This window comes from Paracoccus sp. SCSIO 75233, from assembly GCF_027912675.1.
Lineage (GTDB): Bacteria > Pseudomonadota > Alphaproteobacteria > Rhodobacterales > Rhodobacteraceae > Paracoccus.
Window position 1 is genome coordinate 1,692,152 of the sequence record NZ_CP115757.1, and the last position, 26,357, is coordinate 1,718,508.

The window sequence follows — 26,357 nt, forward strand, 5'->3', positions numbered from 1 at the left end:
GGGAATAAAGCGGATTTTAATCTTTGATAGATAAAACCGTCGCCAGCAAACCGAGAGGACGGCGATGACCGAATCAATTCAGATTACCGACAGCGACCGGGTTCGCGCGCTGAGCAACGCGCAGGCCGTGATCGAGTTCAAGCCCGACGGGACAATTCTGGACGCCAATGAGAATTTCCTGTCCCTGATGGGTTATCGGCGCGACGATATTGTCGGGCGGCATCATCGCACCTTCGTGCGGCCAGACCATGTGAACAGCATCGAATATGCCGATTTCTGGCGGCAGCTCAGCTCTGGCGCGGCCTTCACCGGCGAGTTTGAACGGGTGAACCGCGACGGTGCCCGGGTGTGGATAAGCGGCAGCTATGTGCCGCTGATCGACACGGCCGGACAGGTGCGCGGCGTGCTGAAGATGGCGACGGACATCACAGCGAAGAAACGCGCTGTCGAAGGGATTATCGACGGGCTGGTCCAGCTGGCTGACGGGAAGCTGACCTACCGGCTGACGCAGGACATGCCGGCGGAGTTCCTCGGCGTGCGGGACAATTTCAACCGGACGGTCGAGAATTTCGCCGGTATGGTCGAGGATATCCGCGAACGCGCCAGCATGATCCACAAGGAGGCCGCCCAGATCGCGCAGGGTGCCGACGATCTGGCCAAGCGCGGCGAAAGCCAGGCCGCATCGCTGGAGCAGACGGCGGCGGCGGTCGAGCAGATATCGGGCAATACCGCCACCACCAGCGGCGCCGCGCAGGAGGTGAACGACGCCGCCCAGAACGCGGAGAAGGTGGTGAAACACGGCAATGACGTGGTCGCAGACGCGGTCTCCGCCATCGAGCGGATCGAGCAGCATACGAAAAGCATGGGCGAATTCACCACGGTGATCGAGAATTTCGCCTTCCAGACCAATCTTCTGTCCATCAACGCCGCCGTGGAGGCCGCCCGCGCCGGTGAGGTCGGCCGGGGTTTCGCGGTCGTGGCGCAGGAGGTCCGCAACCTCGCCCAGCAATCGGGCAAGGCATCGCAGAGCATCGCGGAGCTGATCGGGAAAAGCGAGAACGAGGTGAAATCGGGCGCCGATCTGGTCCGTCAGACCGGCACCGCGCTGAACGATATTCAGACCGCCGTGCGCGACGTGGTCGGCAACATCTCCGGCATCGCGCACGCCACGGCGGAACAGTCGACCGGCGTGCAGGAGGTCTCCTCCGCGCTGGCGCATCTCGACGGGGTCAATCAGGCCAATCTGTCAATGTCGGAAAACTACGCAACGGCAGCAAGCTCGCTGTCCTCGCAGGTCGACGAACTGACGCAGTTGCTGGAGAAGTTCGAAACCGACACGGCACGGACGACCCCGATCCGGCAGGTGGCGTGACCCACAGGCAGTTGGCGGCGGCGGCAGGGAACCTGCCGTCGGCGATCATGCAATTGGGCAACCACAGGACGCGTTATAAGTTCGCCCTTTGCGGACGCTCCGCCGAGACCAAAAGCTGATCATGGGCGACGGATACACTGGGAACGGTATATCACCCGCGATTCGTGATACAGGAAACAGCGAAAAAGTGAATGATTTCAAAGGACGAATTTGAAAAATGGCAGCCCGTAGGGGAATCGAACCCCTCTTTCCAGGTTGAAAACCTGGCGTCCTAACCGATAGACGAACGGGCCAGCCTTCGCGGCAAGGGGCGTTGCCCCGTGGCGTGGAGCGGTGTTTAGGTCAGCCGCGCCGGGGCTGCAAGACGAAAAATCGCCTTTCCGGAAAATTTCTTCCGCTAGAGCGAGGCCGCATCGTCGAGGCGCAGGCGGACGCGGCTGCGGCCGCCCCATTGCGACAGTTCCAGCTTGCCGGCGATGTGGAAACGCCTGCCTTTCGCGCCCATCAGCGCCGGGCCGAGCGGGCCGGACATGGCACCCCAGGCGACCGCCTCCAGCGGGTTTTGCCCGCTCGCGCGGAACGTCGCGCGCAGGTGGCCGTCGCCCATGCCCGCCACGCTGTCCAGCAACAGATCAGAGAACGCATAGCGCGGCGCGGGGGCCGCCTGACCGAAGGGGCCTGCGGCCTCGATCATGTCCATCAGTTCGGGCGTGGCAGCGGCGGGTTCCATCAGGCCGGAGATGCGCAGATCGTTGACGCCGCTTCGCCCGGCCAGCTCCGGCGCGATCAGATCGGCCAGCCGCGCCATTGCCGCCTCGATCCCGGCGGCGGCGACGGTCAGACCGGCGGCCATTTTGTGGCCCCCGCCCTTCTCGATCAGCCCTTCGGCGGCCAGACGCTGCACGGCATGGCCCAGATCGACCCCCGGCACCGACCGGGCGGAGCCCTTGCCGATGCCGTCTTCGACCCCGATCACCACGGAGGGCAGATTGCTGCGTTCCTTGATCCTGGCGGCGACGATGCCGACGACGCCGGGATGCCAGCCCTCGCCCGCGGCCCATGACAGCACGCTGTCGCCGCGCGCCTCCACCTGCGCCAGCGCCTCCTCCCGGACGGCGGCTTCGATGGCGCGGCGGTCGCGGTTCAGGTCGTCCAGCATCTCCGCCAGTTTCCGTGCCTCCGCCGCGTCGACGGCGCTGAGGCAGCGGGCGCCGAGATCGGCCTTGCCGACCCGCCCCCCGGCATTGACCCGTGGCCCGAGCATGAAGCCCAGATGAAAGCTCGACGGTGCCGTATCCAGCCGCGACACATCCGAGAGCGCGACAAGCCCCGGACGCTGCCGCCGCGCCATGATCGCCAGACCCTGCCGGACGAAGGCCCGGTTCACCCCGATCAGCGGCGCGACATCGGCCACCGTGGCAAGCGCGACCAGATCCAGCATCGGGAGAAGCTGCGGTTCCTTTTTGCCCTGTTCCCGCAGCACCCGGCCTGCCTGTACCAGCGTCAGGAACACGACGCCCGCCGCGCAGAGATGGCCGAGTCCGCCATCCTCGTCCTGCCGGTTCGGGTTCACCACGGCGAGCGCGGGCGGCAGGGTCTCGCCGCCCAGATGGTGATCCAGCACGATCACATCCGCCGCGTCCGCCGCCGCCAGCGCATCATGCGACAGCGTCCCGCAATCGACGCACACGATCAGATCATGCGAGGCCGCAAGCTCCGCCATTGCAGGCGCATTGGGACCGTAGCCCTCATCTATCCGATCCGGGATATACAGCGTCGCATCCCGCCCCTGCTGGCGCAGCCAGTCGAGCAGCAGCGCCGCCGAAGACCCGCCATCGACGTCATAATCAGCAAAGATCGCAATCCGCTCCCCGCCCGTGGCCGCCGCAACCAGCCGCGCCGCTGCCGGTTCCATATCGCGCAGCAAAAGCGGATCGGGCAGCATGTCGCGCAAGGTCGGGGCGAGGTAGCCCGCGGCCTCCGCCACCACCACCCCCCGCTCGGCCAGAATGCGTGCGACCGGCAGCGGCAATGCGGCGGTTTGCGACAGGGCTTCGGCACGGCGGGTGACGTTGTCATCCGGTCCGACCCAGCGGCGATGCGTGAGGGAATCTGAGACGTTGAGGAAATCGGTCATGGCAGGGCGTTGAAAGGCGTCATTCTTGGAGGGCTGTCTGTCACCATGTCGTAGGCCATCCCTATAGGGGCGTCCAGCAGAACCCCCTTGACCCTTCCGCGCTATCCCGCGCGGTTGAGCGGGATTGCCAGCGCCGCCCGGCCTGTCAGGATCGCCCGCCCCTCCGGCACCAGCGCGCTCAGGGCCGGACTGTCATGGCGCAGCCCGCCAGTATAGTGACCGAAGGCGGGCAGGATCACATGCTGCGCGCCGATCAGGAAACAGGGGCGGCTGCGTCCGGCGAGCGTGGCTTTCGGGTGGTAATGACCCGAAATGTCCGGACCATCCCCGGCGATATGGCGCAGCGTGATACCGGCAAGCGCAATCTCCTCCGCCCCGGTCCGGGCGTCGTGATTGCCCGAGAGAAGCGTGCAGCGGCACCCGGCCATGATCGAATCGAGATCGGCCCGGTCCTGCGGCGCCAACGCCTCCGCCGCCGCATCGTCATCATAGACGTCCCCCAGCAGCGCCAGATGCGAAGGAGAGACCGCCGCCATCTCCGCCCGCAGGCGCTGCAAGGTCTCGCGGCTTTCGAATGGCGGCAGAAGCGCGCCGCCGCGCCGCGCCATACGCTCGGATTTGCCCAGATGCAGATCCGCCACGATCAGCATGTCCTGCGACGGCCAGTAAAGCGCACCGGAGGCGCGGGCGATGAAATCCTGCCCGGCAAATCGGAACGCGCAGCCATTCATATTGCCGTTCATGCCGCCTCGCCCTCCAGCCCGGCCTCGGCCATCATCCGCGCGGCTTCCTCTTCCAGCAGGCGATCTTCGCCCATGCCGCGGATCGGGACCTTGCCGACCTCCAGAAGAAGCGGCGCGGAGAGTGGCGTGACATGGGGCGGCGTGGCGTGAACGATCTCAGGTCGCGATGACAGCATCTCCTCAACCCGGCCAAAATCGACCAGCCCGCGCATCGCCTCTGACCGGGTCAGCCGCATCAGCAGATGATCGGGATCGTGGCGGCACAGCGTGTCATAGATGATGTCGCTGGAAAACGTCGCCTGCTTGCCGGATTTGCGCTGCCCCGGCAGGTTGCGCTGCAACAGCCCCGCCACCATCGCCACATTGCGGAAACTGCGCTTCATCACCGCGTTTTCGCCCAGCCAGTCATCCAGACCGTCGCGCAGCGCCTCCGGCGCGAAGAACGGCGCGGGATCGGTCACCGGGTCCATTGACCAGATCAGCAGCGCATAATCGGTGGCGACGAAGCCCAGCGGGCCAAGCCCCGCCTCCTCCATCCGCCTTGTGACCAGCAGTCCGAGCGTCTGGTTCGCGTTTTGCCCCGCAAAGCTGTAGGCGCAGAAATAGGCGCGGCCACGCAGGAAGCTCTCGCAGGTCAGCGTGCCGGGCTGCGGCAGGACGGAAATCTCGCGCTGCAATTCCAGCCAGTCCTGCGTATGCCTGGGCAGCGCGTCCCAAGCATCGGGGTTGCCGATCAGCGCCAGAACCCGCGCCGACAACTCAGTCGAGGTGGCCAGCTTGGTGCCGCTGAACACCGCAATCCTCGGGGTTTTCGACGGCTGCGGCGTGACCTCGACCACCATTTCGCGCAGCCGGTCATATCGCACGGTTTGCCCGCCGATCAGGAAGGTGTCACCGGGGGCGAGACTGGCGGCAAAGCCTTCCTCAACCTCGCCCAGCGGGGCACCGCCATTGCGACGCCTGACCTTCAGCGTTTCGGTATCGGTGATGGTGCCGATATTCATGCGGATCATCCGGGCAGCACGGGGATCACGCAGCTGCCATTTGCCGTCCCGTTCAACCAGCCTTTGCCAGCGGTCATAGGCACGCAGCGCATAACCGCCGGTCGCCACGAAATCGAGGCAATCGTCGAATTGCGCCCGGCTGAGCGAGGCGTAAGGTCCGGCACTGCGGAACTCCGCAAACAGCGCATCCGCCGCGAATGGCCCGGCGCAGGCGGTTAGCAATATCTGCTGGCAGATCACGTCCAGCCCGCCCCATTCCCCGACCGGGCCGCGCCCCTCGCCATCCAGATCGCCCTCTGCCACGGCTTGCAGGGCGGCAACACACTCGATGATCTCGAAACGGTTCGCGGGCACGATCCGGGCTTTCGACGGGGCGTTATAACGGTGATTGGCCCGCCCGATGCGCTGCACCAGACGTTTCACGTTTTTCGGCGCGCCGACCTGAATCACCAGATCCACATCGCCCCAGTCGATGCCGAGATCGAGGCTGCCCGTCGCCACGACCGCGCGCAATTCGCCCGCCGCCATCGCAGCCTCAACCCGCGTGCGAACCTCCCGCGCCAAGGAGCCGTGATGCAGCCCGATGGGGAGGTTGTTGTCGTTGACCGCCCAGAGCGATTGGAAAAACAGCTCGGCCTGCGCGCGGGTATTGATGAAAACCAGAGTCAGCCGCGCGTCTTCTATCGCTGCCATCACGTCGCGCGCGGCATAGCCCCCGCCCCCGCCGGACCAGGGCGGCGGGTGTGTCGTCTCCAGCATGGCAATGTCGGGCGCGGGACCGGGATCGGCCAGCACGATGCGCGCCCCGCCCAGATATTGCGCAAGCGCCTGCGGGTTCTCGACCGTCGCCGACAGTGCGCTGACGGTCAGGTCGGGGGCAAGGCTGCGCAAACGGGCGAGGCCCAGCATCAACTGCTCGCCGCGTTTGGATTCGGCAAGCGCGTGGATTTCGTCGATCACCACCCGCTTGAGGCTGCCGAAGATCTGCGGCGCCTCCGGGTAGGACAGCATCAGGGCGAGGCTTTCCGGCGTGGTCAGCAGGATCTGCGGCGGGTCGACACGCTGCCGCGCGCGGCGCGCGGCGGCTGTGTCGCCGGTGCGGTCCTCGATGCGGATGTCCAGATCCAGATCGGCAACCGGGCGCGACAGGTTCCGTGCAATATCATGGGTCAGCGCTTTCAGCGGCGAGACATAAAGCGTGTGCAGCCCCGGACGGGCATCATCCATCAACGCGGCCAGCGTCGGCATAAACCCGGCCAGCGTCTTGCCCCCGCCGGTCGGCGCGATCAGCAGCGTGTCGTCGGTCGCCTCGAACAGCTCAAGCTGATGCGGGTGCGGGGTCCAGCCCTGCCGGGCGAACCAAGCGTCAATCGGGGCGGGCAGGCTCATGTCAGTTCGGGCGGCAGCATGTCGCGCAAGGTCTCGATCCGGTCGGCCTCGCCTGCCGGCTTGTCGTCGCGGATGCGGCTGATCCGGGGAAAGCGCATCGCCACGCCGGATTTGTGCCGGGTGGAGCGGTTCAGCCCTTCGAACGCGACCTCAACCACCTTCTTCTGCGCCACGGCACGGACCGGACCGAAGCGGTCCACGGTGTTGTTCCTGACGAAGCGGTCGAGATCCTTCAATTCTTCATCCGTAAAGCCGAAATACGCCTTGCCGACCGGCACCAGCTCGCCCCCGTCCCAGACCCCGAAGGTGAAATCCGAATAATAGCCCGAGCGTTTGCCGTGGCCCCGTTGGGCATACATCAGCACCGCGTCGATGACCATCGGGTCGCGCTTCCATTTGAACCACGGCCCCTTGATCCGCCCGGCCTGATAGGCACTGTCGCGGCGTTTCAGCATGATACCTTCGATCACGGCATCAGGTGGCGCGGCCCGCAAAGCGGCAAGGTCATCCCATGTGCCGAAGGAAAGAAGCGGCGAGGCGTCGATGCGGCGGTCATCCAGCCCCTCGATGGCGGCCTCCAGCCGAACGCGGCGCGATGTGAACGGCATCTGCCGCAGATCGCGCCCGCCCCAGATCAGCAGATCATAGGCGCGCAGCCCCGCCGGATGGCTCGCCAGCAGCTTCTTTGAAACGGTCTTGCGGTTCAGCCTTTGTTGCAGATCACCAAAGCTGCCCACCTGATCGCCGCGCCGGACCAGCAATTCGCCGTCGATCACCCCGTCGAAGTCCAGCCGGTCGAGCAGATCGGGAAACGCCCCGCCAATATCCTCGCCCGTCCGGGAATAGAGCCGCCGCGTGCCCTGATCGGACACCGCCTGAACCCGAATGCCATCCCATTTCCATTCGGCGGCGAAATCACTGGGGTCGAGCGCTTGCAGTGCGGCCAGATCGGTCGCGGTCGACAGCATCACCGGGCGGAACGGGGCAAGCGCCGCGGATTGGGGCTTATCGCCGCCCTCGGCCCACGCGAATAGCTCCAGATAGGGCGGTTTCAGACCGTGCCAGATTTCCTCGATTTCGGTCAGCGGCAGATCGCCATATTCCGCAAGCGCCGCCCGCGCCAGCCGGGCAGAGACCCCGACGCGCAGCCCGCCCGTGGCGAGTTTCAGATAGGCGTAACGCTCCGACGGGTTCAGCGCATCCAGCCGCGCGGCGATCAGCGCGGGCAGCCCGGCCTTGCCGGTGGATTGAAGTTCCCCGACCAGCATCGGCAATGGCAGGTCGGTATCATTTGGCGGCGTCTCCGGCGCGGGCCAGATCAGGGCAATCGTCTCGGCCAGATCGCCGACAAAATCGTAACTCGCCACGAAAAGCTGTTCGTCCACCCGTTCCGTCACCAGTCCGCGCAGCATCGACGGGGTCACGGCGCGCAGTTTCAGATCGCCGGTCAGCGCCGCAAGCGCCAGCCCCCGCTCCGGGTGAGGCGTCGCGCCGAAATAGCGGGCCAGCAGCCGCAGCTTGCCATTGCGCTGCGGGGTGAAGGCGAGCCGTTCGAGGAGATGGGCAAACTCGCGCATCACTCCGCCTCGTCCTCGTAACCCGCCAGATGCAGCGGGATCGCGGCGCGGCCCTGCAATTCGCACCAGCGGATCACGGCATCCTCGCGGCCATGCGTCACCCATGTCTCGGCCGGGTCAAGCTCTGTGATCGTTCGCGTCAGATCCGGCCAATCGACATGATCGGAGATCACCAGAGGCAGTTCCACCCCCCGCTGCCGCGCCCTTGCGCGCACCGACATCCAGCCGCTCGCGAAGGCAATGACCGGGTCGGGGAAACGCTGCGCCCATGTCGCCTCGAAAGCGGACGGCGGGGCGACGATGATCTGACCGGCGAAATCGGCCTTCTTCATGCTGTCGGTTGTGGCCGGGCGCAGATCGCCAAGCGGAATGCCTTCGGCCAGATGATAGTCGCACAGCTTCTGCAACGCCCCGTGAATGAAGATCGGCGCGTCCCAGCCGGCCTCGCGCAGCAGCATGATGACCCGCTGCGCCTTGCCAAGCGAATAGGCCCCGATCAGATGGGCGCGCTCGGGGAAGGCGCGGACGGATTCCATCAGCCTGGCCATTTCCGATTGCGGGTCGGGATGGCGAAAGACCGGCAGGCCGAATGTCGCCTCGGTCACGAAGATGTCGCAGGGCACCGGCTCCCACGCCGCGCAGGAGGCATTCGGCACCCGTGCGTAATCGCCCGAGACCGTGACCCGCCTGCCCGTTGCGGTCAAGGAAATCTGCGCCGATCCCAGCACATGCCCCGCCGGGTGAAAGCTGACCACGGCGTCACCGATCCGCATCTCCCCCACCTCCTCCTGCCGGGAGGCGGTGAAATCCGCACCATAGCGGATCGCCATGATGTCCAGCGTCTGCCGGGTCGCCAGAACCGCACCATGCCCCGCACGGGCGTGGTCGGCATGGCCGTGGGTGATCAGCGCGCGATCCACGGGCCGCACCGGATCAATGAAGAAATCGCCCGAGGGACAGTAAAGCCCCTCGGGTTTCGGGATCAGGGGTGACGCCCCCCGCGCCATTTACGGCAGGGTAATGCTGGTATGGGTGCCCAGATCGGGCTGTTTGCCCGTGACCTTGGACTTCGCCACCTCGTAGAGAAATCCGAGCGCGCCCCCCTCCGTCACCCATATCTCGGCCTTGTTCGGCGTGTAGCGGACCAGTTGCAGGTCGGGGTCTTCCTTCCCCTCCTCGAACCAGCTTGACGCGACCATGCCCCAGACCGCGTCGAGCTTTTCCTTGTCGTCGGACAGGGACAATTCGCCCTCGATATCGGCATAAAGCCCCTTGCCGTCGCTGCAGATCATATAGCGGGCCTGCACCCCCTGCCCGGCAGCCGCCTTGGCCATCGGCGTATCCTTCGCCGTGATGAACCAAAGATCCGGGTCACCGTCGATCATATTATGCGACATCGGCAGGAAGCGGCCATCCACCTCCAGCATGCCGGTGCGGATAGATTCCAGACGGTCGCGAAATTCTGTCTTGATCTCTTGAGTCATGGTCATAATCCTCGGTTGAACCTCGGATACAACCGTCACCCGTCACGCGGAGTTCCCCGCCGATCAGTGGCCGAGGATCTGGCTGAGGAACAGTTTCGTGCGGTCGGATTGCGGATTATTGAAGAATTCCTTTGGGGTGTTCTGTTCGACGATCTGGCCCTGATCCATGAAAATAACCCGATCCGCGACCGCCTGCGCAAACCCCATCTCATGGGTGACGCACAGCATGGTCATCCCGGTTTCGGCCAGCTCGATCATCGTATCCAGAACTTCCTTGATCATCTCCGGGTCGAGCGCCGAAGTGGGTTCGTCAAACAGCATGATCTTGGGTTCCATGCACAGCGAACGCGCAATCGCCACGCGTTGCTGCTGACCGCCGGAAAGCTGGCCCGGATATTTCTGCGCCTGCTCAGGGATGCGGACTTTTTCCAGATACTCCATCGCCGTCGCCTCCGCCTGCCGCTTGGGCACCTTGCGCACCCAGATTGGGGCGAGCGTGCAGTTCTCCAGCACGGTCAGATGCGGGAACAGGTTGAAATGCTGGAAGACCATCCCGACCTCGGAACGCACCTTGTCGATATTCTTGATGTCGCTGGTCAGTTCGATCCCGTCGACAACGATCCGGCCCGACTGATGCTCCTCCAGCCGGTTGATGCAGCGGATCAGCGTCGATTTCCCCGAACCCGATGGCCCGGCGATGACGATCCGCTCACCCCGCCGGACGGTCAGGTCGATGTCGCGCAGGACGTGGAACTCGCCATACCATTTGTTCATCTGGTCGATTTCAATGGCGATCTCCGCCCCCATATCGGGCAGGCTGCGACGTTGTGCGGGGCTTTGGGTCACGTCAGACATGGTGTTCCCTCAGTGGTTTTCGCGGCTCAGCCGGCGTTCGAGATACATCGAATAGCGCGACATGGAGAAGCAGATGACGAAGAAGATGGCCCCAACGAAGATGAACGGCTCCCAATAGATGCCCTTCCATTCGAAATTCGAGCGCACGAAGTCGGAAATCCCCTTTAGCGGATCGAACAGCCCGATCAGCCCGACCAGTGTCGTGTCCTTGAACATGCCAATGAAGGTGCCGACGATACCGGGGATGGAGATTTTCAGCGCCTGCGGCAGAATAATCAGCCGCTGCGCCTGCCAGTAGTCGAGGCCCAGCGAATCCGCCGCCTCATACTGGCCGCGCGGCAGCGCCGCCAGCCCGCCCCGGATCACCTCCGCCATATAGGCGGCGGCGAAGATGGTGACCATGATGATGACGCGCAGGATAATGTCGAAGCTGGTGCCGGGTGGCAGGAAATAGTTCAGCAGCAGCGAGGCGACGAACAGAAGCGTAATCAGCGGCACGCCACGGATGAACTCGATAAAGATCACGGCGAAGACCCGGATCAGGAACATGTCCGACCGGCGGGCAAGCGCCAGCACGATCCCCAGCGGCAGCGACATGGCAATGCCCGACACGCCGATCACGATCGCCAGCAGGAAACCGCCGAAATCATGCGAGATGACGCGCGGCAGGCTGAGCGGCAGCGCCTCGCTCAGCAAATCCGCCACGGGCGTCGACAGAAGCCACCACCAGATCGCCGCCGCCACGATCCCGGCCAGAAGCGCCAGACCGCTACGCTCCTTCGGGACGGCGCGGGCGGCGAGATAACCTATGGCGATCCCGGCAAAAGTCAGCAGCGGATACCAGAGGCTGCCGCCCCAGAGTAACCAGATCGCAACCACCGGATAACAGACCGTGAAGACCAGCAGACGCTGCGGCGCATAATCCGCCAGCAGCAGCGCCACGGCAAACAAAGCGAACATCAGAACCGCCGACCAGTCCGGCACCTCCGTCAGCGCCATAAGGATCATCGTCAGCAGGCCGAGCACCGCCAGCACCCAGCGGCGGATATCGGGGTTGACGGAGAACAGCACCGGCGTGATCGCAATGAACAGCAACCCCATCGTCATGACCGGACGCCAATATTCCGCGCGCGGATAGAAGCCGAACAGATATTGGTGCCAGCGCTCGCGGATCACGGCGAAACACGCCCCGCTCGCCCCCTCGCCCCATTTTTCGGCAATGATCTGGCGGCATTCGGCAAGGCTGTTCGCGTTCCACACCGAATGCGACAGCCAAGGCCAGAAATGATCGAACAGGAACCAGATGATTGCGATGCCAAGAATGGTCAGCAACCCATTGAACCAGCTTGAAAACAGGTTCTCGCGCAGCCAGCGCAGGGCACCAACCTGACGATCCGGCGGCGTGGCCGGGGGCAACATGGTGTCGCGGACATAGGCGACGGATTCGGCGTGAATCTCGCTCATCTCATCGCTCCTTCAGCCGGACACGGTTGTTGTAAATATTCATTACCCCGGAAATGGTCAGGCTGATTGCCAGATAGATAAGCATCATCAGCAGGATACTTTCCAACTCCCGCCCGGTCTGGTTGGCCGTGGTCCCACCCAGCGTGCCGCGCAGATCCATATAACCGACGGCAATTGCGAGTGAGCTGTTCTTGGTCAGGTTCAGATATTGCGAGATCAGTGGCGGCACGATCACGCGCAGCGCCTGCGGCAGGATCACCAGATTCATGGTCCGGTTTGGCCGCAGGCCAAGGGCATAAGCAGCCTCTGTCTGGCCCTTGTTCACGGCAAGAATGCCTGCCCGCACGATCTCCGCAATGAACGCGCCGGTATAGAGCGACAGCGCCAGCCAGAGCGCGACGAAGGCGTTGTCCAGATTGATGCCGCCGCTGAAGTTGAACCCGGTCAGTTCCGGCACCTCCAGATACAGGCCGAACAGGAACCACAGCGCGACAGGCGGGACGACGAACAGCGCGAGAGTGATCCACCAGGTCGTCGGTCTGCGCCCGGTTTCCTCCTGTATCCGCTGCGCCCGCGCCAATAACCAGCGACGTATCAGCACCGCCGCGATCAGCAGCCCGATGAAGATGATCGACAGCCACGGGATCGCCAAGCGGCCGATTTGCAGCACGCCCGGCGAATGCTCCGCTACGATGGCGGGGATGGCCGTGTAACGATTGGTCGGCGCGATCACGCCAAAGACCATGTCCAGCCCATCCTCCCCCCGATAGGCGCGCGGGGTCGGGGTGATTTCCGTCAGAACGGCGAAAATGATCAGGATCCAGAGCAGCAAGGGAATATTGCGGAAAATCTCCACATAGACCGTCATAAGCCGCGCAAATAGCCAGTTCTTAGACAACCTCAGAACACCGGCGGCAACGCCGATGATCGTGGCGGCGATGCAGCCCAAAAACGACACAAGCAGCGTATTCAGAAGCCCAATAATCGCGGCCCGCAGATGGGTGTCGTCGTTGTTATATGGGATAAGCTGCTGCGGAATATCATATCCGGCGCGGGTAAAGAGGAACCGGAAATTAATGTCCTTGCCCAGATTGGCGAGGTTGGTCAGCGTGTTGTTGATCAGCCACCAGACAAGCGACATGACCAGTATCAGGACGATGACCTGAAAGGTGAGCGAGCGATAGCGCTTGTCGTAGATCAGCATGCTCAGCCGGAATGTCGGCTGGTCATGGCTGGCCGGAGCGCGGTCAGTCATGCATTACTCCCTGTCGTCCGGTGCACGGGTTAGGTCCCGCTTTTTTCCGGCTTCTATAAAAAACGCGCGGGGATGATCCCCGCGCGCCAGAATATGTGCCGATCAGCGGAACGGCATGGCGTACATCAGCCCGCCCTGGGTCCACTGCGCGTTCAGGCCACGCGCCAGCCCGATCGGGGTTTGTTCGCCGATGGTTGCGGCGAAGATCTCGCCGTAATTGCCGCCTGCCATGATGGCGCGCTTGGCCCATTCATTGTCCAGACCGATCATCGCACCAAGATCGCCGGTGATGCCCAGCAAACGCTGCACTTCCGGGTTTTCGGAGCTTTTCGACAGCTCTTCGATATTCGCGGAGGTCACGCCGTATTCTTCAGCCGCGATCAGCGCATAAAGCGTCCAGCGGACGATGTCGCCCCAGTTATTGTCGCCATGACGAACGACCGGGCCCAGCGGCTCTTTCGAGATGATCTCGGGCAGGATCACATGGTCCTGCGGGTTCGCGAAGGCCGCCCGCGTCGCGGCAAGGCCGGAGGCGTCGGTGGTGTAGGCATCGCAGGCACCAGCCATATATTGCTGCTCGCCCTCGGCATTGCTTTCGATATTGACCGGCTGATACGACATATTATTGGCGCTGAAATAATCGGCCAGGTTCAGTTCGGTGGTGGTGCCGGTCTGGATGCAGATCGTCGCCCCGTCCAGCTCCTTGGCGGAGGAAACGCCAAGCTCACGCGGCACCATGAAGCCCTGACCGTCGTAATAATTGATCCCGGCGAAATCGAGCGTCAGGTCGGTATCGCGCGAGAATGTCCAGGTGGAGTTGCGCGCCAGCAGATCGACCTCGCCCGAAGACAGGCCGGTGAAACGGGTCTGTCCGGTCAGCGGCACATAGCGCACCTTGCTCGAATCGCCCAGAACCGCTGCGGCAACAGCCTTGCACAGGGAAATATCGAAGCCGGTCCAGTTGCCGTTCGCGTCGGGCGACGCGAAGCCGACCAGCCCCGGGTTCACCCCGCAATTCAACTCATCACGGGCCTTAACCTCGGCGAGCGTGTCGCCCTCCGCCCCAAATCCGGCACTTGCCAGCGTTGCTGCGGTCGCAGCGGCGCCGAAAAACACGAATGTTTTCATGGAATACCCTTCCCGTTGCGGCGGCTGCACCGCCCTTCTGTTGCCAGCCCCGAGGGACCCGATAGGCGATATTGTGCCGATAGGGTTCGCTGCGTCAAGCATGCGATTCGTTTTTCCTGCCGCTAACGGCGAAGAAGATTCAGAAGATTTTCTGCATTTTGCATGGATTTGCGGCGGGCCAGCGCGACCTGATCGGCCTCGTCATCGTCGCCCCAGATCTCCGCCTGATAACGCTCATCTATACGCGACAGATCGAACGCCTCATCCGCGCTCAGCCGCCCCTCAAGCACCGCGAGACCCAGTATCAGCGAGCCGGACAGCGTCACAAGGTCGTGCAGCGCGGTCAGCTCATAATGGCTCAGCCCGTCCAGCCGCGCCCGCAGTGCAAGGACCGCATCGGGGTTTTGCCCGACCGGCATCACCCCCTGCGTCACCACCAGCGATGCGTCATATTCCGCCGAAGCCCAGTCCAGAAGCGGGTCCCAGGCTTCGGCCTGCCGGGCCTGCAGATCCGCAGGCTCCGTCGCGCGATAACACAGCAAATCGGTGCCGCCATAATCTCCCAACATATCGGCAACGGCGGAAAACTGCGGCTCCACCTTCTCGACGGCAGAGTTCGCGGCACGGGTCAGCGGCATCAGATCGGGTCGAATCACATCGTCCTGCGCATCCCATTCCGCGGCGATGGCCCGTGCCAGCGCCTCGTTCGGGATCACCAGATCGAGCTTGCCCGGCGTCATCACCGGACGACCGTCAAGCGTCACACGCCAGCCAGCTGCAACTGGTTCCACTTCAGCGGTTTTCCAGAATCGCCGGGCCTTCCACTCGCTCATTGCGCCCATTCCTCGATCAGGCGCTGCAATTCCGGGTAATCCGAGGCGACATCCACCCCGGCGGCGCGCAATGTGGCGGCATCGTGATAGCCCCAGCAGACCCCGATGGCATCCGTCCTCGCCGAAGCCGCCATCAGCATGTCAAACTCCGTATCGCCGATCATGACCGAATCCTTTGGCGCCACCCCCGCCTCCGCACATGCACTCAGCAGCATTTCGGGATGCGGTTTCGAGGGGTGATTATCCGCCGTCTGGAGTGTCACGAAACGTCCATGAAGGTCATGATGGTCCAGCATCGCGTCCAGTCCACGCCGCGACTTGCCGGTTGCCACGGCCAGCAGCAGATCGTCCCGCGTCCCAAGGGCATCGAGGCAGGCTCGTGCGCCATCGTAAAGCGGCGCTTCCTGCTCGATCCGGCGGGAGGCGAAGGAATCGCGATAAGCCTCGATCACCTCATCCACCTGCCCCTTGCGATCATCCGGCAGCAGCCGCGTGATCACGACCGGCAGGGACAACCCGACAACCGCCAGAATATCCGAACGCTGCGGCGCGACCAGCCCGACCGCTTCGAATGCCGCGCCCATTGCACCGACAATCATCGCCTGAGAATCGACCAGCGTGCCGTCGACATCGAACACCACAAGTTTCATTCCATCTCCTCGAACGGGTCGGCGGGGACATCGTTTTCATGCCAGCCGAGCGTTTTCCATGTGCGTTTCATGTGGTCGGGCAAGGGCGCGGTCAGATGGACCTGCGCTTTGGTGATCGGATGGGTGAAGGAAATGCTGCGGGCGTGCAGATGCAGTTTGCGGCTGATCTCTCCGCCCAGCTGCGCGCCCCAGCCATCGCCCAGATTTTCCTGCCCGGAGCCGCCATATTTGCCGTCGCCCACAATGGGGTGGCCCAGTTCGGCCATATGGGCGCGCAGCTGATGGGTGCGCCCGGTGATCGGGACCAGCGCACACCAGCTTGCCCGCTGCGCAAGATTGTCCAGAACTGCGTAATCAGTGGTGGCGCGCTTGGCCCCCTCGGTCGTCTGGATGTCACGCGGATGCACGGCGACCATCTTTTCACCCTCGCCGCCGCGCCCATGCCCGCCGGCCTTTACAAGGCCAAAGCGGATCGTCCCCATGCGCGGGCTGGGCACGCCGGCGACGGCGGCCCAGTAGATCTTGCGGGTGGAACGGTGCCGGAACGCCTCTGACAGAGCGCGCGCTACGCGGTCTGTCCGCGCCAGCAACAGAACGCCGGAGGTGTCCTTGTCCAGCCGGTGAACCAGCTTGGGCTTTTCCTTGTAGCCGAATTTCAGCGCCTCGCTGAGCCCGTCCACATGCCGGTCGCCCTGCCCCGAGCCGCCCTGTGACGGCAACCCCGGCGGCTTGTTCAGCGCGATGATATGCTGGTCCTTCCAGATCACCGCCGCCTCGATCATCTTCGCATCATGATCCGAAATACGCGGCGTATCCGCCCTGGGCGCAGGCGCGTCGTGCAAGGGCGGCACGCGGACCTCCTGCCCGGCTTCGATGCGGGTACTGGCCTTGACCCGCCCGCCATCGACCCGCAATTCCCCCTTGCGGCACATCTTTTCAACCGCCCCCTGGGTCAGCTGCGGGAAACGCTTCTTCAGCCAGCGATCAAGCCTCTGATCCGCCTCGTCCGCGGAGATGCGGATGGTCTGCACCCCGCTCATGCCCAGATCCCCCGGCCAACGGCCAGCCCGGCAATGACAGCAGCCAGCGACAGAACGACGGAGGCCACGATATAGATCGCTGCCCCGCCCGCCTGTCCCCGCTCCCACAAGGTCAGCGCGTCGAGCGAGAAGGCCGAGAAGGTGGTGAAGCCGCCCAGCACCCCGGTCAGCAGAAGCGGCGCATAGTGATTGCCCAACCGCTCAGCCATGAGCACGGCCAGCACGCCCATCACAAAGCTGCCGAGGATATTCACCACGCCGGTCGCGACCGGAAACCCGGGCCCGTGGACCGGGATCAGCCGATAGACACCATAGCGCGCCGAAGCACCGATTGCGCCACCGAGCGCCACTTGCAGAAACGGGTTCATCATGTGGGCTGAATGTGATGGCGTGGGGGCAAAGTCAACCTGCCGTGGGGCGGGGCGGTGCGGGGGCGGTGCGCTGAAGCGCACCCTACGGTTCAGGTGTGGGGGGCGGTGTGGCGCGTTGTGGGGCACCCGGCGATTTTGAAAAGGGGGGTGGTGGACGGTGCGTTGACGGGTACGCGACGGTTTTGGAAATGCGGGTTGTGGATGGTGCGCTGAAGCGCACCCTACGGGGTTGGAACGATTTGACCTGTAGGGTGCGCTTCAGCGCACCATGAACATCACCGACGGGGATGGAACGATCTGACCCGTAGGGTGCGCTTCAGCGCACCATGAACATCACCGACGGGGTTGGAACGATCTGACCTGTAGGGTGCGCTTCAGCGCACCGCAAACATCACCGACAGGGTTGGAACGATCTGACCTGTAGGGTGCGCTTCAGCGCACCATGAACATCACCACCCCATGACAACACCGATCCAGCCCCCTCACCCGCCGCGCTTGAGCCTCTGCTGCGTGAACCACTCCAGCCGCTTCTTCAACTCCCGCTCGAAGCCGCGTTCCACGGGGGCATACAACACCGGGCGCTTCATCCCCTCGGGGAAATAATTCTGCCCGCTGAAACCTTCCTCGGCGTCGTGGTCATAGGCGTAGCCCGCGCCATAGCCCTGCTCTTTCATCAGCTTGGTCGGCGCGTTCAGGATATGGGCAGGCGGCATCAGGCTGCCGGTCTTCTTCGCCTCGGCCCGCGCGGCCTTATAGGCCACATAGCCCGCGTTGGATTTCGGCGCGAGCGCCAGATAGATCACCGCCTGCGCCAGCGCCAGCTCACCCTCGGGGCTGCCAAGCCGCTCATAAAGCGCCCAGGCATCCAGGCAATGCCGCTGCGCCGCCGGATCGGCAAGGCCGATATCCTCGACCGCCATACGGGTGATGCGGCGGGCGAGATAACGCGGGTCCTCGCCCCCCTCCAGCATCCGGCCCAGCCAATAGAGCGCCGCATCCGGGTCGCTGCCGCGCACCGATTTATGCAGGGCCGAGATCAGGTTGTAATGCTCATCCCCCGACTTATCGTATTTCGCCGCCCGCTTCATCAGCCGCGCCGACAGCGCGTCGGGGCCGAGCGGATCGCTGATCTTCCACGCCATCACCTGCTCGATCAGGTTCAGCGCCGCCCGCCCGTCGCCATCCGCCATCTCCAGAAGCGCCTCGCGCGCCGGGCCGGTCAGCGGCAGCGGGCGCCCGAATTCCTTCTCCGCCCGCTGCGCCAGCAATTCCAGATCGGCCAGCGACAGCCGCTCCAGCACGATCACCTGCGCGCGGGACAGGACAGCGGCATTGAGTTCAAAGCTCGGGTTTTCGGTCGTGGCCCCGACCAGCAGGATCGTGCCGTCCTCCATATGCGGCAGGAAACTGTCCTGCTGCGCCTTGTTGAAACGGTGGATTTCGTCGACGAAAAGCAGCGTCCCGCCGCCCGTCTGACGGCGCAGCTTCGCTGCCTCGAACACCTTGCGCAGCTCCGGCACGCCGGAGAAAATCGCGCTGATCTGCACGAAGGCCAGATCGGTCTCATCCGCCAGCAATCGCGCAATCGTTGTCTTGCCGACCCCCGGCGGTCCCCACAGGATCAGCGACGACAGGCTGCCCGCCGCAAGCATCGCGCCGAGCGGGCCGTCGCGATCCAGAATTTTACCCTGCCCGATGACCTCGGACAGGGTTCGCGGCCTGATCCGGTCCGCCAGTGGTGCGGACCGGATTGCGGCGTCTTTTTGGGGGAAACCCCGCCCTTCTGCTGTATCGAACAAATCGGCCATGACGCTTGCAGAATAGGCCGACTGTCCAGGCGGCAAAAGGGTCAGTGGAGCTTCTGGGTCAAATTCGTCGCGACGACCTGGAAATCGCCATCGTCAAAGTTGAGCACAGGCCCCATCGCTTCCCCCTCCATGCCACAGCGACGGTACCACCGGGGCCAGCTTGCGTTGATCAGACCGATATGCCGTGAGGCGCCAAGTTCCCGCGCCGCCTGATTGAGCCCATCGATCAGCTGGGCGTGAACCCGGCGGCGGATATTGGTCGGCACGGCATGGCTGACGAAGACCCGGCTGGATTCCCAGACCAGATCGTCGACCGGCGCTTCGTCATGAAGCAGGTTCTGCGGGATCGAGCCGCCCAGAATGCCGCGCTGTGCATCGCGGATCATGTAGCTGTAGATGCCGCAGCGCGCCGTTGTCGGTGTCAGCCGGATACCGGCCAGCACCTCGCCACGCTCATGCACGGCAACCCAGCGCGAGGCCGGGGTATCGTACTGGTCGAACTCCATCCCCTCTGCCTGAGGCAGATCCCAGTTGTTCTGGACGATGAAGCTTTGACGGCGGGCGCGGAGTACATTTGCGAAAAGCTCACCGTGGCTGTGCATATTGCTGAAAGAAATCGTAGTCGTCTGCATTGTCGTATCTCCCGGGTTCATAAAGGGTGGCCCCCCGGGTGCAAATGCATTGGCGACGTCCTACAACAGTCGGTACTCCTTCGCCCGCTGAAGTGCTTCGGCTGTCGTTCTGGCCATAAGCCGCTCGCGGGCGGAAATGAGGCGAGCCTTGAAGGCACTTTCTGTTATGCCGAGCTTGGCTGCCGCTGCCGCATGACGATCACCCTCCGCGATGCACTGAAGGGCCTCGATCTGAGCCTTCGTCAGGCTCTCCGGCGGCTCCGTCACATCATGGAGCTGTCGGATCAGGTTCGAGATCTCATCGATCTCGGAATCCGTGTATTCGCGGTCATCGCGGGTCAGCCCGGCAATCGTCCGCGAGTTAATCGGGCCGCAGGACACGGCAACGCCATACTTCATACCAAACCGCGCCGCTTCACCCAGAATGTCAAACGGATCGGGAACCGGCAAAGCAGACCAGCGCACCGCGCCACTGGTCGAAAACCCCCAGGCGATCATCGGATCGCGCAATGCGTAAGCCCTGGCCGAATAATGATCCAGCCATTCGGGGTTATAGGTCTGAAACTTCATGATCGGCGCGGCAAAGCGGATATGAAGCGCAACATAATACCCTGTCGACGAAAGCGGGGTGAGCTTTTTCACCAGGGCGGTTATCTCTGATCTTGAGGACATGACTATCTATTTATTCAACTTGTCTCAAATTATGTCACTTCGACTGTGGCGCGAATCGGCAGACAAGTGAAGAGTAATACTGCTTACAATCCACCAGATATAGGGCGATTGGGCAGGGATTGGATTAAAATCCCAACCCGTAACGATAAATCGGCGGCTTCGTGAGGGGGTATTTTCCACAGAAACCGTGGAATTCCACGAAAAAACCCCGCTGCGCATCGGCAGCGGGGCTTAGAAATGCATACAATCTGCCGGAATCAGTCCTCGGCAGCATCCTCGGCTTCAAGCCGGGCGCGGTCGGCGGCACCCTTGGCGTTCGGATCGCGGTCAACCAGTTCGATGATCGCCATCGGGGCCATGTCGCCATAACGGAAACCGGCTTTCAGAACCCGGACATAGCCGCCCTGACGGTCCTTGTAGCGGGCGCCCAGTTCATCGAACAGCTTGGCGACATGCGCATCCTGCTTCAGCTGAGCGGCAGCCTGACGGCGGGCATGCAGATCGCCGCGCTTGGCAAGCGTGATCAGCTTTTCAACGATCGGGCGCAGTTCCTTGGCCTTGGGCAGCGTGGTCTTGATCTGCTCATGCTCGATCAGCGAGCCGGCCATGTTGGCGAAGAGCGCCTTGCGGTGCTCGTGGGTACGGTTAAGGCGGCGATAGCCGCGTGCGTGACGCATGTTGTTTCTCCTTTAACGTCTTTTGCTTTGTCCGGCGGCCCATGCGTGCGGGTCGCTCTCCTTGGGGCGGAATGCCCGGGTTTTGTACGGCGCGTGCGGGCACGCAACATACGGTTTTTTTGAGTTGTAAGGTGCGCTGAAGCGCACCCTACGGCTTGGCGGTTTGCGGGGTGCGCTGAAGCGCACCCTACGGGTTCTTGCGGCGGCGTAGGGTGCGCTTCAGCGCACCGCAAAACCGTTTACCTTGCACCGGTGCGCTAAAGCGCACCCTACAATCTCGCGCAACGTGGTAGGGTGCGTGTTCACACGCACCACCACATCAGAACTGATCGTCGAACCGCTTCGCCAGATCCTCGATATTCTCCGGCGGCCAGTCGACCACATCCATGCCGAGATGCAGCCCCATGCCCGACAGCACTTCCTTGATCTCATTCAGGGATTTGCGGCCGAAATTCGGGGTGCGCAGCATTTCTGCTTCGGTTTTCTGGATCAGATCGCCAATATAGACGATATTGTCGTTCTTCAGGCAGTTGGCCGAGCGGACAGACAGTTCCAGTTCGTCGACCTTCTTCAGCAGACGCGGATCGAATTCCAGACCGTCATCGTCGCTTTGCGCGCGGGCCGCTTCCGGCTCATCGAAGTTGACGAAGACGGAAAGCTGGTCCTGAAGAATGCGCGCCGCATAGGCCACGGCATCCTCGGGCGTCAGCGAACCATCGGTTTCGATCTTCATGGTCAGCTTGTCGTAATCCAGCACCTGACCTTCACGGGTCGGGGTGACTTCGTAGCTGACCCGCTTGACCGGCGAGAAAATCGCATCGACCGGGATCAGCCCAATCGGCGCGTCCTCGGGACGGTTCTTGTCGGCAGCGACATAACCTTTGCCATTGCTGACGGTCAGTTCCATGTTGAACTCCGCCCCGTCATCGAGATGGCAGATGACATGGTCGCGGTTCAGGATGGTGATACCAGCGGTTTCCTGAATATCGCCGGCCTTGACCTCGCCCGGCCCTTTTGCGGACAGGGTCAGGCGCTTGGTGCCGTCGACATCCATCTTCAGCGTCACGCCCTTCAGGTTCAGGACGATATCGGTCACATCCTCGCGCACACCGGCAACGGAGGAGAACTCGTGCAGCACATTGTCGATCTGCACGCTGGTGATCGCCGCGCCTTGCAGCGAGGACAGCAGCACGCGGCGCAGCGCATTGCCCAGCGTCAGGCCGAAGCCACGCTCCAGCGGTTCAGCAACGACCGTCGCGGTGCGGGTCGCGTCAGCGCCGGTCTTGATGTCAAGCTGCGTCGGCTTGATCAGCTCGGCCCAGTTTTTATGGATCATGCGTTTGCCTCCATTCCAGTTCCATCCCCATGACCGAGGGTCGGAACGCCCGAGGTGAAATGCGAAAAACCCGCACGCGCAGCATAAACGCTGCGCGTGCGAGAATGACTTTGGCGATCAGACGCGGCGGCGCTTCGGCGGGCGAACGCCGTTATGCGCAATCGGGGTCACGTCGCGGATCGCGGTGATGTTGAAACCAACCGCAGCCAGCGCACGCAGCGCCGATTCACGACCGGAACCCGGACCCTGAACCTCGACCTCAAGCGTGCGGACGCCATGTTCCTGCGCCTTCTTGCCAGCATCCTCAGCGGCCATCTGGGCGGCGTAAGGGGTCGATTTCCGCGAACCCTTGAAACCCATCGTGCCAGCGGAGGACCACGAAATCGCGTTGCCCTGAACGTCGGAGATCAGGATCTTGGTATTGTTGAACGAGCTGTTCACATGCGCGACGCCTGCCGCGATGTTCTTCCGCTCCTTGCGCTTTGCGCGCACTTTATCACGTGCCATCTGCCTGCCTCCTTACTTCTTCTTGCCGGCGATCGGTTTCGCCGGGCCCTTGCGGGTGCGGGCATTGGTATGGGTGCGCTGACCGCGGACCGGCAGGCCACGACGGTGGCGCAGGCCACGATAGGAGCCCAGATCCATCAGACGCTTGATGTTCATCTGGTTCTCACGACGCAGATCGCCTTCGACGGTCAGGTTGCCGTCGATATATTCGCGGATCTGCAGAACTTCAGCATCGGAAAGTTCATTGACGCGGCGGGTCGGGTCGATGCCGACAGCTTCAATGATCTGGTTCGCGAAATGCGGACCAATGCCGTGGATATAGGTCAGTGCGATAGGGACACGTTTCCCCGTCGGAATGTTGACGCCAGCAATACGAGCCACGCGTTTTCCTTTTCATCGTTGCGGTTCCGTAGCACCGGAACCTTTTTTCACAACCGAAGGCCCGAAAGACGGCTTTCGGGCCTCATCGAGTTCACCGTGATGGTGATTCCCTTATGGGAAGCTGTCAGGTATGACTGTATTGAGGTTTTGTCAACCTCCATCCGCCGGAATGGGGGCGCTGCCCCCGGCCTGCGGCCTCCCCCGGGATATTTTCGCCAGGCTAAAAGGCGTTCAGAGCTTCGCCAGAACCGCCGACATCTCCCCCGCCACGTCTTCGACGGCGGCAAGCCCGTTGACCGGGTGGAGCTTTTTCTTGGCGTAGTAATAACCGATCAGCGGCGAGGTTTTCTTGTAATATTCCAAGAGCCGGGTTTTCAGGCTGTCCTCGTTATCGTCGGCGCGGCGGCGCAGATCGGTCGAGCCGCAGACATCGCAGACGCCATCCTTCTGCGTCGGCCTGGTCTCGTCATGATAGACCTCGCCGCAATTGCCGCAGGTGTAGCGGCCGGTGATCCGTTTCACCAGCGCCTCGTCATCGACCTGCATCTCGATCACGCCGTCGACCTTCTGACCCAGCCCGTCCAGCAGATCGCCAAGCGCGTCGGCCTGAGCCAGCGTGCGCGGGAAACCGTCGAAGATAAAGCCTGCGGCGTCGCTGTTTTCCAGCTTCTCGCGGATCAGGCCGACCACGATTTCATCGGTGACGAGTTGGCCCTTATCCATCACCTCGGCCACGACCTTGCCCATTTCGGTCCCGGAGGAGCGCGCCTCGCGCAGCATGTCGCCGGTGGACAGCTGGACCAGCCCGCGTTCCTCGACCAGACGGCGCGCCTGCGTTCCCTTACCGGCCCCCGGCGGCCCGAGCAAAATAATGTTCACGGTCATGACTTGGTCCCTCTCCCTCCTGATCCGGCGCGTCAGCGGCGCGCCGGTGCCTTGCGTTTCTTCGGCTTGTCACCCGGTTTGCGCTTGCCGCGCAGCTGGGACTTTTCAATCAGACCTTCATACTGATGCGCAAGCAGGTGGCTTTGGACCTGGTTAATCGTATCCATCGTCACCGATACCACAATCAGCACCGAAGTGCCGCCGAAATAGAACGGCACCGAAAGCTGGCTGCGGATCACCTCCGGCAGCAGGCAGACGGCGGCCAGATACACAGAACCGATGGCAAGGATGCGGTTCACGACATAATCAAGATATTCCTCGGTCCGTTTGCCGGGACGGATACCGGGGATGAAGCCGCCCTGATTTTTCAGGTTATCGGCGACGTCATCGGATTTAAACGCCACGTTCTGGGTGTAGAAATAGGCGAAGAAGATGATCATCGCGGCGAAGAAAACCAGATAAAGCGGCTGGCCGGGACCGAAATAGGCAAGGATGCGGGACATGATCGGCCCGGTCTGATTGCCGGAGAAGGTGGAGATCGTTATCGGCAGCAGCAACAGCGAACTGGCGAAGATCGCCGGGATGACGCCCGCCGGGTTGACCTTGATCGGCAGGTGGCTGGACTGGCCATCATAGACCTTCATGCCGACCTGACGGCGCGGATACTGGATCGCGATCTTGCGCAGCGCGCGTTCCATGAACACCACGAATGTGATCACAGCGATAACCATCGCGATGATACCGATGACCACCGGGGTGGAGATCGCGCCGGACCGGCCCTGACTGAAGAACTGCGCCAGGGCACCGGGGATTTCCGCGACGATGCCGACGAAGATGATCAGCGAGATACCGTTACCGATGCCGCGCGCCGTGATCTGTTCGCCCAGCCACATCAGGAACATGGTGCCGCCGACCAGTGTGATCACAACCGACGCCTGGAAGAAGAAGCCCGGATCATGGGCAAGACCGCCCGCCTCCAGCGACTTCGCCAGACCGAAAGCCTGGAACAGCGCCAGCGCCACCGTCGCATAGCGGGTATACTGGTTGATCTTCTTGCGCCCCTGCTCGCCCTCTTTCTTGAGCTGTTCGAGCGCGGGCACCATCGAGGCCAGAAGCTGCACGATGATCGAGGCCGAGATATAGGGCATGATGCCAAGCGCGAAGACACCCATCCGGCCAAGCGCGCCGCCGGTGAACATCGACAGCATCCCGCCGATGCCGGAGCCTGCCTGCTCCATGAAATCGCGCAGCGCGGCACCGTCGATACCCGGAACCGGGATATAGGTGCCAAGGCGATAGATTATCAGCAGTCCAAGGGTGAACCAGATCCGCTGGCGAAGTTCCGTGGCCTTGCCGAGCGCCCCCCAAGAGAGGTTTGCGGCCATCTGTTCTGCGGCTGACGCCATATTCTGCCCCCAAATTCGCGGGTCGTGATCGTAGCTGCGCCGCCGGACCCAAGCGAGATCCCGCGGCGCGAAAGGAAACTCAGTGGTCTATGTAAGGGGAGCAGCCTCCCCTCACAAGCATAATCACTCCGCCGCAGCTTCTTCGCGGGCGGGGGTGGTTACGGTGATCTTGCCGCCGGCCTTTTCGACCGCTTCGATCGCCGATTTCGAGGCACCGGCGACGGTCAGGTCCAGCTTTGCCTTAAGCTCACCCTTGCCCAGCAGGCGGACACCGTCCAGCTTGCGGCGGATGACGCCGGAGGCGACCAGCGTGTCCTCGTTGACCGCGGCACTTGCGTCCAGCTTGCCAGCATCGACGAAGCTCTGAAGCTGGCCGAGATTGATGACGGCGAATTTCTTGGCGTTCGGCGCGGTAAAGCCGCGCTTCGGCAGGCGGCGATACAGCGGCATCTGGCCGCCTTCGTAACCGTTCAGCGCCACACCGGAACGCGAGGTCTGACCCTTGATGCCACGGCCGGCCATCTTGCCCTTGCCGGAGCCGGGACCACGGGCGACGCGTTTTTTCTTACGGTTCGCGCCTTCATTGTCGCGAATTTCATGCAGTTTCATATCGCTTCTCCTGAGCCGGAAACACCCCGCGAAGCGTGAAAGGGTGAACACGGCGTTTCTTGATTGTTGAGTCGGGGCGCAGCGCGCCACCGGGGGCATATATCGTCAGTTCACGCGCGGGACAAGGGCGGAGTTTACACCG

25 protein-coding genes and 1 tRNA gene are annotated in these 26,357 nt (G+C 63.0%); 1 reads left to right on the forward strand and 25 read right to left on the reverse strand.

From position 1 onward, the window contains the following. Positions 1-64: 64 nt before the first annotated feature. Entirely contained in the window at positions 65-1,372 is a 1,308-nt protein-coding gene (locus tag PAF12_RS08190) for a methyl-accepting chemotaxis protein (RefSeq protein WP_271106455.1), read from the forward strand. 218 nt (positions 1,373-1,590) lie between these two features. Here PAF12_RS08190 and PAF12_RS08195 read toward each other — a convergent pair. The 25 genes from PAF12_RS08195 to rplO form a co-directional block, all read right to left on the reverse strand. Further along, positions 1,591-1,665, reverse strand: a tRNA-Glu gene (locus tag PAF12_RS08195). A 104-nt stretch (positions 1,666-1,769) separates the two neighbouring features. Beyond that, positions 1,770-3,509 carry a single-stranded-DNA-specific exonuclease RecJ gene (gene recJ, locus PAF12_RS08200; protein ID WP_271106456.1) on the reverse strand — a complete coding sequence of 580 codons (1,740 nt, stop codon included), beginning with the start codon at positions 3,507-3,509 and terminating at the stop codon, positions 1,770-1,772. Positions 3,510-3,610: 101 nt separating this feature from the next. After that, a complete protein-coding gene (gene pdeM, locus PAF12_RS08205) occupies positions 3,611-4,252 on the reverse strand; it encodes a ligase-associated DNA damage response endonuclease PdeM (RefSeq protein ID WP_368045132.1) in 642 nt (213 codons plus the stop codon). Continuing rightward, a complete protein-coding gene (locus PAF12_RS08210; RefSeq protein WP_271106457.1) occupies positions 4,249-6,645 on the reverse strand; it encodes a ligase-associated DNA damage response DEXH box helicase in 2,397 nt (798 codons plus the stop codon). The genes pdeM and PAF12_RS08210 overlap by 4 nt, the downstream gene beginning before the upstream one ends. Continuing rightward, positions 6,642-8,222 (reverse strand): cisplatin damage response ATP-dependent DNA ligase, encoded by a 1,581-nt coding sequence (locus PAF12_RS08215; protein ID WP_271106458.1) that lies wholly within the window; start codon positions 8,220-8,222, stop codon positions 6,642-6,644. Before PAF12_RS08215 ends, PAF12_RS08210 begins: the two co-directional genes overlap by 4 nt. Then, complete coding sequence (locus tag PAF12_RS08220) at positions 8,222-9,229, reverse strand: ligase-associated DNA damage response exonuclease (protein WP_271106459.1); 1,008 nt, start codon at positions 9,227-9,229, stop codon at positions 8,222-8,224. The genes PAF12_RS08215 and PAF12_RS08220 overlap by 1 nt, the downstream gene beginning before the upstream one ends. Continuing rightward, positions 9,230-9,706, reverse strand: coding sequence for a pyridoxamine 5'-phosphate oxidase family protein (locus tag PAF12_RS08225; RefSeq protein ID WP_271106460.1), 477 nt, complete (start codon positions 9,704-9,706; stop codon positions 9,230-9,232). A gap of 63 nt (positions 9,707-9,769) precedes the next feature. Beyond that, on the reverse strand, positions 9,770-10,561 hold the full coding sequence (locus PAF12_RS08230) for an amino acid ABC transporter ATP-binding protein (protein WP_271106461.1): 792 nt from the start codon (positions 10,559-10,561) through the stop codon (positions 9,770-9,772). Positions 10,562-10,570: 9 nt separating this feature from the next. Further along, entirely contained in the window at positions 10,571-12,025 is a 1,455-nt protein-coding gene (locus PAF12_RS08235; RefSeq protein WP_271106462.1) for an amino acid ABC transporter permease, read from the reverse strand. A 1-nt stretch (position 12,026) separates the two neighbouring features. Continuing rightward, the gene (locus tag PAF12_RS08240) at positions 12,027-13,280 is read right to left on the reverse strand and encodes an amino acid ABC transporter permease (protein ID WP_271106463.1); all 1,254 of its coding nucleotides are present in this window, start codon (positions 13,278-13,280) and stop codon (positions 12,027-12,029) included. A 102-nt stretch (positions 13,281-13,382) separates the two neighbouring features. Beyond that, complete coding sequence (locus tag PAF12_RS08245; RefSeq protein WP_271106464.1) at positions 13,383-14,408, reverse strand: amino acid ABC transporter substrate-binding protein; 1,026 nt, start codon at positions 14,406-14,408, stop codon at positions 13,383-13,385. Between the two features lie 122 nt (positions 14,409-14,530). Next, positions 14,531-15,241, reverse strand: coding sequence for an ATP12 family chaperone protein (locus PAF12_RS08250; protein WP_271106465.1), 711 nt, complete (start codon positions 15,239-15,241; stop codon positions 14,531-14,533). Continuing rightward, entirely contained in the window at positions 15,238-15,891 is a 654-nt protein-coding gene (locus PAF12_RS08255) for an HAD-IA family hydrolase (protein ID WP_271106466.1), read from the reverse strand. Before PAF12_RS08255 ends, PAF12_RS08250 begins: the two co-directional genes overlap by 4 nt. Beyond that, complete coding sequence (locus PAF12_RS08260; RefSeq protein WP_271106467.1) at positions 15,888-16,931, reverse strand: RluA family pseudouridine synthase; 1,044 nt, start codon at positions 16,929-16,931, stop codon at positions 15,888-15,890. The genes PAF12_RS08255 and PAF12_RS08260 overlap by 4 nt, the downstream gene beginning before the upstream one ends. Then, positions 16,928-17,302: a fluoride efflux transporter CrcB gene (gene crcB / locus PAF12_RS08265; RefSeq protein WP_271106468.1), complete on the reverse strand. Its 375-nt coding sequence runs from the start codon at positions 17,300-17,302 to the stop codon at positions 16,928-16,930. The genes PAF12_RS08260 and crcB overlap by 4 nt, the downstream gene beginning before the upstream one ends. A gap of 482 nt (positions 17,303-17,784) precedes the next feature. Beyond that, entirely contained in the window at positions 17,785-19,110 is a 1,326-nt protein-coding gene (locus PAF12_RS08270) for a replication-associated recombination protein A (protein ID WP_271106469.1), read from the reverse strand. A 41-nt stretch (positions 19,111-19,151) separates the two neighbouring features. Next, positions 19,152-19,742 carry an acyl-homoserine-lactone synthase gene (locus PAF12_RS08275; protein ID WP_271106470.1) on the reverse strand — a complete coding sequence of 197 codons (591 nt, stop codon included), beginning with the start codon at positions 19,740-19,742 and terminating at the stop codon, positions 19,152-19,154. A 60-nt stretch (positions 19,743-19,802) separates the two neighbouring features. Further along, positions 19,803-20,414: an autoinducer binding domain-containing protein gene (locus PAF12_RS08280; RefSeq protein ID WP_271106471.1), complete on the reverse strand. Its 612-nt coding sequence runs from the start codon at positions 20,412-20,414 to the stop codon at positions 19,803-19,805. Positions 20,415-20,671: 257 nt separating this feature from the next. Next, entirely contained in the window at positions 20,672-21,091 is a 420-nt protein-coding gene (gene rplQ, locus PAF12_RS08285) for a 50S ribosomal protein L17 (protein WP_271106472.1), read from the reverse strand. 319 nt (positions 21,092-21,410) lie between these two features. Then, on the reverse strand, positions 21,411-22,427 hold the full coding sequence (locus tag PAF12_RS08290; RefSeq protein ID WP_271106473.1) for a DNA-directed RNA polymerase subunit alpha: 1,017 nt from the start codon (positions 22,425-22,427) through the stop codon (positions 21,411-21,413). Positions 22,428-22,544: 117 nt separating this feature from the next. Continuing rightward, positions 22,545-22,934, reverse strand: a complete 390-nt coding sequence (rpsK, locus tag PAF12_RS08295) for a 30S ribosomal protein S11 (RefSeq protein ID WP_271106474.1) — start codon at positions 22,932-22,934, stop codon at positions 22,545-22,547. 12 nt (positions 22,935-22,946) lie between these two features. Further along, positions 22,947-23,315 carry a 30S ribosomal protein S13 gene (gene rpsM / locus PAF12_RS08300; RefSeq protein ID WP_271106475.1) on the reverse strand — a complete coding sequence of 123 codons (369 nt, stop codon included), beginning with the start codon at positions 23,313-23,315 and terminating at the stop codon, positions 22,947-22,949. A 231-nt stretch (positions 23,316-23,546) separates the two neighbouring features. Then, entirely contained in the window at positions 23,547-24,200 is a 654-nt protein-coding gene (locus PAF12_RS08305) for an adenylate kinase (protein ID WP_271106476.1), read from the reverse strand. 32 nt (positions 24,201-24,232) lie between these two features. Further along, positions 24,233-25,606, reverse strand: coding sequence for a preprotein translocase subunit SecY (gene secY / locus PAF12_RS08310; RefSeq protein WP_271106477.1), 1,374 nt, complete (start codon positions 25,604-25,606; stop codon positions 24,233-24,235). A 123-nt stretch (positions 25,607-25,729) separates the two neighbouring features. Beyond that, positions 25,730-26,215 (reverse strand): 50S ribosomal protein L15, encoded by a 486-nt coding sequence (rplO, locus tag PAF12_RS08315; protein ID WP_271106478.1) that lies wholly within the window; start codon positions 26,213-26,215, stop codon positions 25,730-25,732. Positions 26,216-26,357 lie beyond the last annotated feature (142 nt).

What these genes read in the sequence shown, in the direction of transcription:
- PAF12_RS08190 (WP_271106455.1), top strand. Translation starts at nt 65, where the DNA reads ATGACCGAATCAATTCAGATTACCGACAGCGACCGGGTTCGCGCGCTG.
- recJ (WP_271106456.1), bottom strand. Translation starts at nt 3,509, where the DNA reads ATGACCGATTTCCTCAACGTCTCAGATTCCCTCACGCATCGCCGCTGG.
- pdeM (WP_368045132.1), bottom strand. Translation starts at nt 4,252, where the DNA reads ATGAACGGCAATATGAATGGCTGCGCGTTCCGATTTGCCGGGCAGGAT.
- PAF12_RS08210 (WP_271106457.1), bottom strand. Translation starts at nt 6,645, where the DNA reads ATGAGCCTGCCCGCCCCGATTGACGCTTGGTTCGCCCGGCAGGGCTGG.
- PAF12_RS08215 (WP_271106458.1), bottom strand. Translation starts at nt 8,222, where the DNA reads ATGCGCGAGTTTGCCCATCTCCTCGAACGGCTCGCCTTCACCCCGCAG.
- PAF12_RS08220 (WP_271106459.1), bottom strand. Translation starts at nt 9,229, where the DNA reads ATGGCGCGGGGGGCGTCACCCCTGATCCCGAAACCCGAGGGGCTTTAC.
- PAF12_RS08225 (WP_271106460.1), bottom strand. Translation starts at nt 9,706, where the DNA reads ATGACTCAAGAGATCAAGACAGAATTTCGCGACCGTCTGGAATCTATC.
- PAF12_RS08230 (WP_271106461.1), bottom strand. Translation starts at nt 10,561, where the DNA reads ATGTCTGACGTGACCCAAAGCCCCGCACAACGTCGCAGCCTGCCCGAT.
- PAF12_RS08235 (WP_271106462.1), bottom strand. Translation starts at nt 12,025, where the DNA reads ATGAGCGAGATTCACGCCGAATCCGTCGCCTATGTCCGCGACACCATG.
- PAF12_RS08240 (WP_271106463.1), bottom strand. Translation starts at nt 13,280, where the DNA reads ATGACTGACCGCGCTCCGGCCAGCCATGACCAGCCGACATTCCGGCTG.
- PAF12_RS08245 (WP_271106464.1), bottom strand. Translation starts at nt 14,408, where the DNA reads ATGAAAACATTCGTGTTTTTCGGCGCCGCTGCGACCGCAGCAACGCTG.
- PAF12_RS08250 (WP_271106465.1), bottom strand. Translation starts at nt 15,241, where the DNA reads ATGAGCGAGTGGAAGGCCCGGCGATTCTGGAAAACCGCTGAAGTGGAA.
- PAF12_RS08255 (WP_271106466.1), bottom strand. Translation starts at nt 15,891, where the DNA reads ATGAAACTTGTGGTGTTCGATGTCGACGGCACGCTGGTCGATTCTCAG.
- PAF12_RS08260 (WP_271106467.1), bottom strand. Translation starts at nt 16,931, where the DNA reads ATGAGCGGGGTGCAGACCATCCGCATCTCCGCGGACGAGGCGGATCAG.
- crcB (WP_271106468.1), bottom strand. Translation starts at nt 17,302, where the DNA reads ATGATGAACCCGTTTCTGCAAGTGGCGCTCGGTGGCGCAATCGGTGCT.
- PAF12_RS08270 (WP_271106469.1), bottom strand. Translation starts at nt 19,110, where the DNA reads ATGGCCGATTTGTTCGATACAGCAGAAGGGCGGGGTTTCCCCCAAAAA.
- PAF12_RS08275 (WP_271106470.1), bottom strand. Translation starts at nt 19,742, where the DNA reads ATGCAGACGACTACGATTTCTTTCAGCAATATGCACAGCCACGGTGAG.
- PAF12_RS08280 (WP_271106471.1), bottom strand. Translation starts at nt 20,414, where the DNA reads ATGTCCTCAAGATCAGAGATAACCGCCCTGGTGAAAAAGCTCACCCCG.
- rplQ (WP_271106472.1), bottom strand. Translation starts at nt 21,091, where the DNA reads ATGCGTCACGCACGCGGCTATCGCCGCCTTAACCGTACCCACGAGCAC.
- PAF12_RS08290 (WP_271106473.1), bottom strand. Translation starts at nt 22,427, where the DNA reads ATGATCCATAAAAACTGGGCCGAGCTGATCAAGCCGACGCAGCTTGAC.
- rpsK (WP_271106474.1), bottom strand. Translation starts at nt 22,934, where the DNA reads ATGGCACGTGATAAAGTGCGCGCAAAGCGCAAGGAGCGGAAGAACATC.
- PAF12_RS08305 (WP_271106476.1), bottom strand. Translation starts at nt 24,200, where the DNA reads ATGACCGTGAACATTATTTTGCTCGGGCCGCCGGGGGCCGGTAAGGGA.
- secY (WP_271106477.1), bottom strand. Translation starts at nt 25,606, where the DNA reads ATGGCGTCAGCCGCAGAACAGATGGCCGCAAACCTCTCTTGGGGGGCG.
- rplO (WP_271106478.1), bottom strand. Translation starts at nt 26,215, where the DNA reads ATGAAACTGCATGAAATTCGCGACAATGAAGGCGCGAACCGTAAGAAA.